Annotated in this window: 14 protein-coding genes and 2 pseudogenes; 11 read left to right on the top strand and 5 right to left on the bottom strand. The window is 60.9% G+C overall.

Annotated elements, in window-relative coordinates; all coding sequences use genetic code 11:
- The first annotated feature begins 83 nt into the window (after positions 1 to 83).
- From nthA to B0G71_RS30360, 4 genes are all read left to right on the top strand, one after another.
- Positions 84 to 752: a nitrile hydratase subunit alpha gene (gene nthA / locus B0G71_RS30375; protein ID WP_116146415.1), complete on the top strand. Its 669-nt coding sequence runs from the start codon at positions 84 to 86 to the stop codon at positions 750 to 752.
- A complete protein-coding gene (nthB, locus tag B0G71_RS30370) occupies positions 749 to 1,420 on the top strand; it encodes a nitrile hydratase subunit beta (protein WP_116146414.1) in 672 nt (223 codons plus the stop codon). The genes nthA and nthB overlap by 4 nt, the downstream gene beginning before the upstream one ends.
- Entirely contained in the window at positions 1,413 to 1,781 is a 369-nt protein-coding gene (locus tag B0G71_RS30365; RefSeq protein WP_116146412.1) for a nitrile hydratase accessory protein, read from the top strand. The genes nthB and B0G71_RS30365 overlap by 8 nt, the downstream gene beginning before the upstream one ends.
- A gap of 88 nt (positions 1,782 to 1,869) precedes the next feature.
- The gene (locus B0G71_RS30360; RefSeq protein WP_116146411.1) at positions 1,870 to 2,355 is read left to right on the top strand and encodes a RidA family protein; all 486 of its coding nucleotides are present in this window, start codon (positions 1,870 to 1,872) and stop codon (positions 2,353 to 2,355) included.
- A 53-nt stretch (positions 2,356 to 2,408) separates the two neighbouring features.
- Here B0G71_RS30360 and B0G71_RS30355 read toward each other — a convergent pair whose 3' ends face one another.
- On the bottom strand, positions 2,409 to 2,855 hold the full coding sequence (locus tag B0G71_RS30355; protein ID WP_116146409.1) for an SRPBCC family protein: 447 nt from the start codon (positions 2,853 to 2,855) through the stop codon (positions 2,409 to 2,411).
- Here B0G71_RS30355 and B0G71_RS42735 point away from each other — a divergent pair.
- Positions 2,800 to 3,282 carry a substrate-binding domain-containing protein gene (locus B0G71_RS42735; protein WP_404935416.1) on the top strand — a complete coding sequence of 161 codons (483 nt, stop codon included), beginning with the start codon at positions 2,800 to 2,802 and terminating at the stop codon, positions 3,280 to 3,282. The genes B0G71_RS30355 and B0G71_RS42735 overlap by 56 nt on opposite strands.
- Before the next feature lie 12 nt (positions 3,283 to 3,294).
- Here B0G71_RS42735 and B0G71_RS30345 read toward each other — a convergent pair whose 3' ends face one another.
- A complete protein-coding gene (locus B0G71_RS30345; RefSeq protein ID WP_106278920.1) occupies positions 3,295 to 3,546 on the bottom strand; it encodes a hypothetical protein in 252 nt (83 codons plus the stop codon).
- A gap of 170 nt (positions 3,547 to 3,716) precedes the next feature.
- Between B0G71_RS30345 and B0G71_RS42165 the strand changes: the two are divergent.
- The 3 genes and pseudogenes from B0G71_RS42165 to B0G71_RS30330 all read left to right on the top strand — a co-directional run.
- Positions 3,717 to 3,800: pseudogene (locus B0G71_RS42165) on the top strand (transcriptional regulator); the annotation flags it as partial.
- A 90-nt stretch (positions 3,801 to 3,890) separates the two neighbouring features.
- On the top strand, positions 3,891 to 4,328 hold the full coding sequence (locus B0G71_RS30335) for a DUF1801 domain-containing protein (protein WP_116146406.1): 438 nt from the start codon (positions 3,891 to 3,893) through the stop codon (positions 4,326 to 4,328).
- A gap of 390 nt (positions 4,329 to 4,718) precedes the next feature.
- Positions 4,719 to 5,030 carry a hypothetical protein gene (locus tag B0G71_RS30330; RefSeq protein WP_012428971.1) on the top strand — a complete coding sequence of 104 codons (312 nt, stop codon included), beginning with the start codon at positions 4,719 to 4,721 and terminating at the stop codon, positions 5,028 to 5,030.
- Between the two features lie 48 nt (positions 5,031 to 5,078).
- Here the strand turns inward: B0G71_RS30330 and trpS are convergent, their stop codons facing one another.
- From trpS to B0G71_RS30315, 3 genes and pseudogenes are all read right to left on the bottom strand, one after another.
- On the bottom strand, positions 5,079 to 6,107 hold the full coding sequence (gene trpS, locus B0G71_RS30325) for a tryptophan--tRNA ligase (RefSeq protein WP_116146405.1): 1,029 nt from the start codon (positions 6,105 to 6,107) through the stop codon (positions 5,079 to 5,081).
- A 297-nt stretch (positions 6,108 to 6,404) separates the two neighbouring features.
- Entirely contained in the window at positions 6,405 to 6,743 is a 339-nt protein-coding gene (locus tag B0G71_RS30320; protein WP_116149004.1) for a hypothetical protein, read from the bottom strand.
- 53 nt (positions 6,744 to 6,796) lie between these two features.
- A pseudogene (locus B0G71_RS30315) lies at positions 6,797 to 7,292 on the bottom strand (aldehyde dehydrogenase family protein); the annotation flags it as partial.
- A gap of 87 nt (positions 7,293 to 7,379) precedes the next feature.
- Between B0G71_RS30315 and B0G71_RS30310 the strand changes: the two are divergent.
- The 3 genes from B0G71_RS30310 (at position 7,380) to B0G71_RS30300 (ending at position 11,810) form a co-directional block, all read left to right on the top strand.
- Positions 7,380 to 9,314 carry a bifunctional diguanylate cyclase/phosphodiesterase gene (locus tag B0G71_RS30310; RefSeq protein ID WP_116146403.1) on the top strand — a complete coding sequence of 645 codons (1,935 nt, stop codon included), beginning with the start codon at positions 7,380 to 7,382 and terminating at the stop codon, positions 9,312 to 9,314.
- A gap of 30 nt (positions 9,315 to 9,344) precedes the next feature.
- A complete protein-coding gene (locus B0G71_RS30305) occupies positions 9,345 to 9,764 on the top strand; it encodes a hypothetical protein (protein WP_116146401.1) in 420 nt (139 codons plus the stop codon).
- Between the two features lie 354 nt (positions 9,765 to 10,118).
- The gene (locus tag B0G71_RS30300; protein WP_116146400.1) at positions 10,119 to 11,810 is read left to right on the top strand and encodes a metallophosphoesterase family protein; all 1,692 of its coding nucleotides are present in this window, start codon (positions 10,119 to 10,121) and stop codon (positions 11,808 to 11,810) included.
- The last annotated feature ends 138 nt before the right edge of the window (positions 11,811 to 11,948 follow it).

The following is an 11,948-nucleotide window of genomic DNA, read 5'->3' as shown; positions in this document are numbered from 1 at the left end:
GCACGCTTAACTTGACCGAGATTGCATTTGGTCTCCGCGCGAACCATACTTGTTTTTTCCTTTATTGCTCGCGGTGAACGGCGATGAACGGTAACGATCCTGACGGCGATCCCCACCCGCACCCGCACACCCACACGCACGACCATCACGGCAGTGCTTTGTCGGAATTGGATCTGCGTGTTCGTGCTCTGGAGTCTCTGCTGGTCGAAAAAGGCTATGTCGATCCGCAGGCGCTGGACGCACTCGTCGAAACCTATGAGCACAAAGTCGGGCCGCGCAACGGTGCCCGTGTAGTTGCAAAAGCGTGGCGTGATCCGGCGTACAAGCAATGGCTGCTCCACGACGCCACCGCAGCGATCGCGTCACTCGGCTATACGGGCCGGCAGGGCGAGCACATGATCGTGTTGGAGAACACACCCGCGATCCACAACATGGTGGTCTGCACATTGTGTTCGTGCTACCCGTGGCCTGTGCTCGGACTGCCGCCGGTGTGGTACAAGTCGGCGCCATACCGTTCGCGTGCCGTCATCGATCCACGCGGTGTATTGAAGGAGTTCGGCTTCGAATTACCTGCGGAGGTCGAGTTCCGTGTGTGGGACTCCACCGCTGAAGTCCGGTACCTCGTTTTGCCTATGCAGCCGCCAGGGACTGACGGTTTCTCCGAAGAGGCGCTAGCCGAACTGGTCACGCGCGATTCGATGATCGGCACTGGATTGCCGAAGACTCCCGAGTCGACACGGGGGACACCATGAACGGCGCGCAGGACCTCGGTGGCATGCAGTCTTTCGGTCCGATAAGCCCTGATAACGACATTTCGCCGTTTCACGCCGACTGGGAGCGAAGGGTCCACGCGACCACAATCGCCATGGGCGCGACCGGCAAGTGGAACATCGACATGTCGCGCGCGGCGCGGGAGAGTTTGCCGCCAGCGCAATACCTTTCTAGTAGCTACTACCAGATCTGGTTCGAGGGTTTGGAGAAACTCATCCTGAGTACAGGTCTGGCCACGGCCGGCGAAATCGAATCAGGCGAGTCGACGAATCCAGCGGTGCCGGTTCCGCGCGTGTTGATGGCTAAAGATGTATCGGCGGCGCTGTTTCGCGGCAGTCCCGTCGATCGGCCCGCAACCGTGGCAGCCAAGTTTGCAATCGGCGATAGAGTGCGGGCCCGGCAAATCAATCCTTCTTCGCACACTCGTTTGCCGCGTTATTGTCGGGGCAAACGCGGGCGCATTGTCGCCGTGCACGGCGCGCACGTTTTTCCCGACGCCAATGCGATCGGCCTCGGCGAGCAGCCGCAATGGCTCTACACGGTGTGCTTCGACGGTGCGGAGTTGTGGGGGTCTGATACGACGGCGGCGTCGGTGTGCGTCGACTGCTGGGAACCCTATCTCGAGCTGCCTTCTACTCACGATGACTGAGGCTCGAACTAAACTGCCCGCACTGCGCGCCGCATTGCCGACACTGCCTTGCGACGACGCAGGGCCGGTTTTCAACGCACCGTGGGAAGCGCAGGCGTTTGCGATGACGCTGGCGTTGCACGAGCGCGGCATGTTCAGCTGGGGCGAGTGGGCTGTGTGCCTGAACGAGGCAATTCGCGACGCGCAGGCCGCCGGCGACGAGGACCACGGCGACACTTATTACTCGCATTGGCTGACTGCACTGGAGCGCATCAGCACGATCAAGGGACTCGTAACCGACGACTCGCTTTTGCATCGCCGCGACGCATGGGACGCAGCAGCGCGCCGCACGCCGCACGGACAGCCGATCGAACTCGGGTAGGGTGCGCGTGATTGTTAATCCTCACGTTACGACTTGAAAAGCGGATTGCCGGCATCTAACGTTCTGCGTGGATGCCGAGGAGACGACGATGACAAGAATCGAAGCAAAGCTGGCGCAAATGGGATTGACCTTGCCGCAGCCGTTGCAGATGCCAGCAAACGTGCGCATGTCGTTGCCCTTCGCCTGGGTGCGCGTGAGCGGCACGCGAGCATTTGTCTCGGGCCACGTGCCGCTCAATGCGGACGGGACGATCGCGCAGCCCGTCGGCAAAGTCGGCGCGGAAGTTTCGCCGGACGAAGGCTACGCAGCAGCACGCCTTGTAGCGCTCGCACAATTGGCGAGTCTTCAGAAAGCGCTCGGCGACCTGGACCGCATTACGGCGTGGGTACGTGTCTTCGCAATGATCAACGCAGCGCCAACTTTCGACCAGATGCCACGGATCGCCAATGGCTTCTCGGATTTGATCCTTGAGCTGTTCGGGCCGGATATTGGAACGCATGCCCGGTCGGCAGTCGGCGTGACGCTCCCCCTCAACGTGCCCGTGGAATGCGAGGCAGAGGTCGAGTTCGACTGATCGCGTCTGCAGGCATCTGGAACGCTGGCCTGCACGCCGTTGCGCGTGCGTCGTCAGTCAGGAATCACAGGTTCGACGAGCCTAGCTAGTTGGACAAGCGACTCCTGCCAACCGAGGTAGCACATCTCCACAGGAATGACCTCGGGCACGCCCTCCTGCAAAACGGTGAGTTCGGTTCCGCACGACAATTGCCGCAATGAAATGGTGGCCTGCATCTCGCCCGGCAGATTCGGGTCGTCGAATCGGTCCGAGTAGCGGATTTTCTCGAACGGCACCAGTTCGAGATACTCGCCGCCGAACGAGTGGCTGTGGCCGGTGCCGAAGTTGCGAAAAGACATCTTATGGGTGCCGCCGACCTTCGCATCCATGTGGTGTACCTGACAGGTGAAACCGTACGGCGGAAGCCACCGGACTATCGCATCCGGTTCGAGGAAGGCGCGATAGATGCGTTCGGGCGTGGCACGCAAGACTCGGTGGAGGTGGATCGTTCCGGTAGCCATGGTGTGTTCTCCTTTCATTACAGAAGTTGGACATACTCCTACGACGATCCGACGACGCCGATATCGACGCAGGTTGAGACCAGGAAAAACCCTCAGGCGTTGTGCGGTTCATACTCGCAATCGACGGCAAGCTTACTCCCTCGGCGTGGCCCATTGTGCGGGCCCGCCCGGTGTTCCGGTCGGCGCGCTGGTCGCGCGCAGGGACATCGAGTTGGGTTTTCAGCAGTTAAGTGAATTGATGCACTTGCCAGGCATCCATGTGACGGGTCCTATGCCTGCGGACGTTAAGATCGTAACCGTCTTCTCAGCCGGCATACGTATGGCATCCTGGCGGAAAGATGCCGCAAAGGCGTTCTTCTCTTTTCTGGCTTTGTCGCAGTGCAATCAAGCCAAGCTGAGTCACGGGATAAAGGCTGCGTTCCGGTAAATGCCGAACGATTCACCGCTCCTTTTTTTGCGCCTGCGCGGCGACCATCCAGCAGACCACTGCACCCGCGGCCCAAGCGCACGCGAACATCAGTTCGAGATCGAGCATGCCCTGGAAATTCTCCGCATTTTCGTAGCTGCATGTCCGATGAGTCTGAAACTGGATGCAGCCGGTTTGCATGTCCTGGAAAACGACAAATAACTTGTACAAGCCGAACAGCGTGAATGCCAGCGCGAGAAGCGCGAGTTTTTTTGGTTTTGTCATCGCATGTTCCGTGGGTTCGGTCTGACAGGATACCAATTGTCGGCGATACACACGCGCTGATTTCCTGATTCGACAGGTCGCGGGAAATCGTAGAGAATCGATCGGCATGTCCCGCTGCGGATTGGCGCACTTGCGACTTTCCTTCCGCGAGTCTTCAAACGACACGTGACCTAACCTGCTCCGACATCGACATGATGAGTGCCAACGCCGACGGCCGGTTCGCGCATAAGGACGGCACGCCGTATCCCGCTTGACTTGCACGCGACCTCAGCGCTTATATTCCAGACGATTAACGATGCAGCCACTGATTCAAATTGTGGTGGCATTAAAGGGGACCAGAATCGATGAATAAAGAATTGGTCAATGCATCGGAACGGATCGACGAACTGATTGCGGGTCTAACGGACTGGCGTGGCAAAACGTTCGCGAGTGTCCGCAAGGTCATCCTTGAGGCCGACCCGGAGATCATTGAGGAATGGAAATGGATGGGTAGCCCGGTGTGGTCCCGGGACGGCATGATCGCGGTCGCCAACGCGCACAAGGGGAAGGTGAAGGTTACCTTTGCGCATGGGGCCAGCCTCGATGATCCTGACAAGCTATTCAACGCGGGTCTTGAAGGCAACGCGCGACGCGCCATCGATTTTTTGGAAGGCGATAAGGTCAATGCGCGCGCGCTAAAAAATCTCGTGCGCGCTGCGATTGCATACAACCAGACCCATTTGAAGAAGAACAAAACGTCCGCGAGCACGCGGGCGAAAGTGGTCAAAAGTAAAGCGGGGTGAAGGTGGCGCCGTTGGCTATCTTGGAGCGGAAAACACAGCGCCGTGTTGCGCCGGTTCGACTACGGTGATTCCGCTAGACGCTATCACGCGAACGCGGATCGCTCATCCGTGTTGTCGGTTTTGGGAAGCAACGCGGACGTCTCGCACCCATCGCGCACAATGCCGAAGTGTTTATCGAGCGCCTGGCGATCGGTTTGTCGTTGCTGGCGGCGCTTTGCTGGAACGTCGCGCTGACGCTGGCCACACGTCACGCGCGCAGCACGACCTAACCCGCTATGCGCGTTGCCTCGCATTCGCACTGGACTCGCCCAGATAGACCCGTTAGTCTGGGAACGTTGCACGAAGCAATCTGGCGATGCAGTTCCTAACCGACAACGTGGGAGCAGAAACATGGAAGTGAGCACGGAAGCGCTTGTTGACATGCTGCGAGAAGTCGAAGCCGACGACCCGATCGACTACGCCGACCTTCCCTTCGGAGAACAGGAACTCAGGCGTCTGGTGATGACCTCGCTCGTCGAGCGCCACCACCAGGTCGAGGCCGGCAACATGTCGGTGTCCGACATCCATGCGCTGTACCTGCTGAGCACCGCCAAGCTGGTTCTTGAAAACACCGTGCTCCACGCAAGGCTGCTTCTGCTTCAGGGGCGGCAGATCGACGTGCAGTCGCTGCTGGCTCCATTCACGCTCAAGGGCAAATCGTAGGCTGGGCGAGCGGACGCTCAATGGCAGAGCGTCCTCGCCGCCAGCCGCTCAGTTCTGAAAATAGTTCAGACCGAGCGCATTTTTCACCTCGGATACCGTCGCGCCCGCCACTTCCCGCGCGCGCATCGTCCCGCGGCGCAGGACGTTCAGCACCTCGGCACGGTCGGATTCAAACTCGCGGCGGCGCTCGCGAATCGGGGCGATCAATGACTGCAGGCGTTCGTTGAGCACGCGCTTGACTGCGCTATCGCCAAGGCCGCCACGGCGGTAGTGGGCCTTGAGTTCGTCGACCATCGGGACGTCCGGCTCGAACGCGTCGAGAAACGCGAACACCACATTGCCTTCCACCTGGCCCGGATCGCTGACGCGCAGATGGTTGGGGTCGGTGTACATGTTGTTCACGGCCTTGGTGATTTCGTCCGGCGTCGCGCCCAGCGTGATCGCGTTCCCCAGCGACTTGCTCATCTTGGCTTTGCCGTCGATGCCCGGCAGCCGTGCAACGTGCGAGAGCACGGCTTCGCATTCGACCAGCACCTGTCGATCGACTGTGTTGTTAAAACGGCGTACCAGCTCGTTGGTTTGTTCGATCATCGGCAACTGGTCGTCGCCGACAGGTACGCGCGTCGCCTTGAACGCGGTGATGTCGGCGGCCTGGCTGACCGGATACGTCAGAAAGCCGGCGGGGATGTCCCGCTCGAAACCGCGCAGCACGATTTCCGCCTTGATGGTCGGGTTACGCTCGAGGCGCGCGACCGTGACGAGATTGAGCAGGTACTGGGTCAGTTCCGCCAGCTCGGGCACCTGCGACTGGATGAAGATGGTCGACTTCGCCGGATCGATGCCGACGGCGAGATAGTCGAGCGCGACCTCGATGACATTTTCCGTGACTTTCTGATGCCGGCCGACGTTGTCGGTCATGGCCTGCGCATCGGCCAGCAGCAGGAACTGCTGCGCCTCGTGCTGGAGCCGCACGCGCGAGCGCAACGAGCCGATATAGTGGCCAAGGTGCAGCGGGCCGGTCGTGCGGTCGCCGGTCAGGATAATGGGTTGGTTCGTGGTCGTTTTTGCGTCTGTCATGGTCTGGGGTTGTGCGTTTGTCGATACCACCAGCCGTCGGCGCGCAGAAACGAAAATGCCGCCAGGACTGGCGGCATCACGTTTCGATGGTCGAGTGGAAACGGGCCGCCTAAGTCAGGCGCGCCACCAACAGTTCAGCGTGATCGGCTTCGTATCCATCGGCAGAGTATAACGCGGCGGATCGCAAGGTCGTCGACGGCGTCCCGGAAAGTGCGTCCGCAACGCCGCACCCGCGAGTGCGGACGAGTGATGGCGACGCGCCCCGCAACCCGCCGTACAACCGATTCGCACCCCTGCCTAGGCCGCCGAAAAAACAACCGCCGCGGCGTCCTCGACCTGCGTGAAAGTGCGCACAAAGCGATAGGCCTGGCCACCGATCTCCATCTCGTTGACGCCCGAGCGCGTCAGTACCAGCATCTCATTGGCGAGCGGGATGGCAATCGTGCCGAGCTTCTTCATTTCCTCGATCAGACCGGCCGGGTCGCCCAGGTAGACGGTGCAAACGTCGTTCGCGGGGCGCGTCATGACCACGCTCGACGCCTTGTCGAGCGAGAGTTCGAGATACTCGACCAACGTCTGGAGCGACTCTGGCACGGGCTCGCGAGAGCCGTTCATCAATGTATTTGCGACTGTCATCTCGTAGTCCCCCATCGCGCCGATCTACGGGTACGCCGCTGGAAATCAGCGGTTCATCCACTATACGGCATCGTACATCGATACTCGACTCGCGCGGCTTCCGGGGGGGCGGCAATGAACAGTCCGAAAACCCCCAGCACCGACTTCGGCTCCAGAAACGCTTCCAGCGCGAACGTACCATATTCACGTCCAATACCGGATTGCCCGAAGCCGCCGAACGGCGCGGCCGGCTCATGCGCCAGCGTGTTGACCGGCGCGCGTTCCGCTTCGATCCGCGCCGCGACCTCGTGCGCGCGCGGCGTGTCTTGTGACAACGGATAAGCCGGCAAACCGTCGCGCGTATCGTTGGCGATCGTGATGACATCGTCTATGTCGCCATAGGGGGACGATCGACAGCACTGGGCCAAATATCCTCTCACGCGCAGTCGTCATGTCGTTCGTGACGTCGCCGAAAACGGTCGGGCGCACGAACCAACCCGCGTTTAATGCTGGATACGGCACGCTGCAAGTCATTTTTTCCGGCCCAGAGGGAAGTCGACTCGTTTTGTCAGTCGAATTAACCCGATCCTCTGCGTTTACGCAATAATCGCGATACGCGCGGGTTTCGATTTATCAACCATCAAAAATGCGTAGGTCATGGCTTTCAGCGAACCAAGGTCTCCATTTTTCAAGTGGGTCGTCTCTTCCTCTCAGGATCTGAGCGCGGATAATCGCCAGATACTGCTTGCCAATCTGTTCACGCGAACCGCGTCGATCGTGTTCGCATCGATTTGTGAAATCAGCGTCTGCGCTACCGCTTACTACCTTTATCCCAAGGCGCTTTACGCGAGTTGGGGCGGCGCCGTTGTCGCATTGCTGATTGCCCGGCTCGCCTTGATCTGGTTGTGCTGCTCGCGCAGCGCCAACGGCCGGCCCACTCCTACCTCCGCATTCCTGTTTGCGAGCCTCCTCTGGAGCGTGCTGTTCGGCTACGGCACCCTGCTGTGCAATATCAGCGGAGACCAGACGCTGTTCCTGCTCGGCAACGTTTGCGCCGTGGGCGTCATCGGCGGATTGGCCGGCCGCAATGCCGGCACCCCTCGGCTCGTATTGCTGCAAATCACGTTCATTCTTGGACTCCTGGCTCTCGGGGCGGCGCTGTCGCCCGGCTCCGGAAAACTGGTGCTGCTGTTCCAGGCGCCGTTCTGCGCCGCCGGCTTCTTTACGGTTGCGCTGCGCAGCAATCGCGACACGGTCGCGTTGCTTCTGGCGCGGGAAAACAGCCACCGGCTCGCTCATCACGACAGCCTAACCGGCTTGCCCAATCGCGCGCGTATCAGTGAACTGCTGCTCGAACGCACAGAGATGGGCGCCATGCGCGAAGATCAATCGTTCGCTGTTCTATTGATCGATCTGGACGGATTCAAGGCCATCAATGACAGCCTAGGCCATGCCGCCGGCGATCAGATTCTTCAGGAAGCGGCAATTCGCTTGTGTGAAGTGTTGCCGAGCGGCGACCTTGTCGGACGCCTGGCTGGCGACGAGTTCGTGGCGCTTTCCGATGGCACGGGCCAGGCTCGCGACGTGCGCATTCTGGCGGACCGAATCGTGAAGACCTTGGCCCGCCCGTTCGCGCTGCGCGAGGCGCTGGTGCATATCGGCGCGAGCGTGGGTGTCTCGCTCTATCCAGACCACGCGAAAACCGGCCCGCAACTGCTGATTTGCGCCGATCGCGCGTTGTATGCGGTGAAACGCAGCGGCAAAAGCGCGTTCGCTATTTTCGACGCCGCGAAGCACGCGTCGGATGAAAGCCTGAGCCTTCTGCGCAGCGATCTGGAAGGCGCGCTGCATTCCTTCAGCGGTCTGCGCATGGAGTACCAGCCCATTGTCGATCTCAGCAGCGGTGCGGTGTCCGGCCGCGAGGCCCTGATCCGCTGGACCCATCCCACGCGCGGCGAACTCTCGCCTGCCGCGTTCATTCCTACCGCCGAACGTACGGGCCTCATTCTGTCCCTGGGCGAGTGGGCCTTGCTGCAATCGTGCAAGGAAGCGGTGACCTGGCGAGACAAGGTGACCGTCGCCGTGAATGTATCGCCGGTGCAATTGCGGGAGGAGTCGTTTGCGTCGACCGTTTCGGCGATTCTGCGCAAGACGAAGTTGCCGCCGCAGCGCCTGAATATCGAGGTCACGGAAACGGTGCTGCTGAACGACGATGTCGTGACCCGGCGCAACGTCGGAAGGCTGCGAGCGTTGGGCATCGGGCTCGCGCTCGACGATTTCGGCACCGGCTTTTCGACCATGTCGACCCTCGTGCGCTTTTCGTTCGACAAGCTCAAGATCGATAGCTCGTTCGTCAAGGAGTCCGTGCATCGTCGGGAGTCGGCGGCGGTAGTGCGTGGGATCGTCGCGTTGGCGCGGGAAATCGGCATACCGACCACGGCGGAAGGCATCGAGACCCAAGAGCAACTGGATTTCGTGCGCGCCTGCGGATGCACGCACGCCCAAGGCTTTCTGCTCGGCATGCCAGTGCCAAGCCACGAGATTGCGCGGATAGAAGAGAAGGTTGCTGCTCATTCCGCTGACAAGGAATGAGCGTTCACGAATGCCGACACCGAGGCGACTATGGAACCTGCCTTGCAATTCCAGTTGCGGATTACTGTCTCGCCGGAACTGGCCGACACGTTACATACCGAGCCCACCGGTGCGTCGCATAGCGCGCTCCGCGATGTTCTGCGCCGGCACGACGCGACGTTGAAATGCCAGTTCGATGCATTCGCCGACTATGTGAGCGAAGCAGAACGCGAGGGCACGGAAAACTATCCGCTCTACCAATGGACCCGCGAGACAATCGAGAACCCGGAGAAGAAGGCGAAGTACCTGCGGTCGTTTACCGTTTATGTGAATGGCGGCGAAGTCTACGGTAAAGATGCCGCCGATATTTTGGAAAACGAACTATTGCAGCTGGTCAGTGAAGACGGAATACAACGCGTGTCCCGATTCGATACCAATCCGGCGAATAACCCGCAACCGCCCCAGCGTTAGGCGCGACACTTACTAAACGTAAAGTTCGTCGAGCCTTTCAACGTTGTCAGCGAATCGTCATTCTCTGCATGTGCCGTTGCCCGGCGTTCGCTCGGTGCGGAACGGCATTCAACACCAAACTCGCTCGCCGTTCACCATCACATCATTGCGTGTCGTCGCCGCGCCCTTGCGCTTCGAATGCGGGCGAACGCTCTGCGCCTCACGCGGTTTCATCTGAGTGTCATAGCCTGGCGACTACGATGGCTGGTCGTTTCCGTTGCGCGCCGGTTTCCAGCGCACTCGCCGTTCACGAAGAACGCGGTGTGCCCCGCCTGCGCGTCGGCGTCCTTCCACCCCCGTACAACAACACCAGACATGTCGAACAAAAAAATCGCTAAGGCTTCGCCGATCGATCAAGGCGCTTCCATCGTCTCGCGTCGTGGGTTCCTGAAGTTTGCCGGCGCATCCAGTCTCGCTACGGCGGCCGGCACCCTATCGTCGGCCGCGCGCGCGGCGAACAGCACGCCCGATGGCACACCGGAGCAGGTCCACCTGACCTGGGGCAACGATCCGACCCACGAGGTCACGGTGTCGTGGGCGTCGCTTGCGCCGGCGGTCAACCCGCAGGTGCGCGTTAGCGGCGCGCGCGAGGGGAGACATACGGTGCCTGGTATCCAAAGCACATACACCGACGGCCTCAACGGCGAAGTCGTGTTCACGTATCACGCGCGTCTGCGAGACCTGAAGCCCGATACGAGCTACGAATACGAAGTGACCGCCGACAACGACAGCAACGCCGCGCAGCCCTTCACGGCCAGTTTCCGTACTGCGCCGCGCGGGCGAGCGCCGTTTCGCTGGACCAGCTACGGCGATCTCGCGACGCCGAACACCGGCTGGGTTCTGTCATCGCCGCAAAGCCGCTTCGCGGTGCAGGCGGTCGAGCGCTTTCAGCCGCTGTTCCACTTGCTCAACGGCGACCTGTGCTACGCCAATCTGAATCCGACGCACCAGCCGGACGCGTGGCGCGACTTCGGCAACAACTGCCAGACGTCCGCGTCGAACCGGCCGTGGATGCCGTGTCCGGGCAACCACGAGCTTGAGTTTCATAACGGCGAACAAGGCCTCGCTTCGTATCTCGCGCGCTATACGCTGCCGGACAATCACACGCGCTTTCAGGGCCGCTGGTACAGCTTCCGCGTAAGCTCCGTGCTGTTCATTTCGCTCGATGCCGACGACGTCGTCTATCAGGACGCGGCTGCGTTCGTTGCCGGCCCGGATCCGCTGGTGCCGGTTGCGAGCACCGGCAATCCGCCCATCCAGCCCGGCACTTCGCTCTATGTGCGCGGTTATAGCGCCGGCGAACAGACGCGGTGGCTCGAAAAGACATTGCGCCATGCCGCTGAAGACGACGAGGTCGACTGGATCATCGTGCAGATGCATCAGGACGCGCTGAGTTCGTCGAAGACCGGCAACGGGTCCGATAAGGGCATCCGCGATGCGTGGTTGCCGCTGTTCGATCGCTACGGCGTGGACCTGGTGCTGTGCGGTCATGATCACGACTACGAACGCAGCTATCCCGTGCGCGGCTGCAACCATAACAAGGGCACCGACATCGCGACGGGCCGGCCGGTGGATACGTTGCAGCCGAAACCGGTGATGTCGGCGGTGTCGCCGGGTGCATCGACGTTCGATACGAGCCACGGCACGATTCACCTGATTCTCGGCGGCGGCGGCACGAGCGCGCCGCTGGACGTCTATGGCATGGATGTCGGCACGGGGCAGCCGCAGGCGCGTATTTTTACGCGTCCCAACCGCCCGGTGGCCGGCACGACGGCAGGGACTTTCGTGCGCGCGAGCGCGGACGCCGTGGAAGACGCGATCTGGTCGGCGCAACGCGATACCGGCACCGGTTATGGGATCGCGGTGTTCGATCATGATCCGGGGCATCCGGGCGGCGAGACTACGATCACGATGAACTACTATCACGCGCCCGGCGCGGACCAGGTGCCGACGCAGAACTACGAATTGTTCGAGACCGTCGAGTTGAAAAAGAAGCGGCGCGGATAGGGTTCGAATGAGCGGTTGGCGGGCTGCGGATTGCGACAGCTCGCCAGTATTGTCGGCGCGATAATCAATATGGTTGGCTGTCCGATGGATATTGGAAAACACCGGACGATGGTCTCTTCCGTTTCGGCTTGAAGCGAT

The organism is Paraburkholderia sp. BL27I4N3, assembly GCF_003386115.1.
Taxonomy (GTDB): domain Bacteria; phylum Pseudomonadota; class Gammaproteobacteria; order Burkholderiales; family Burkholderiaceae; genus Paraburkholderia.
This window is presented reverse-complemented; position numbering and strand designations above follow the sequence as displayed.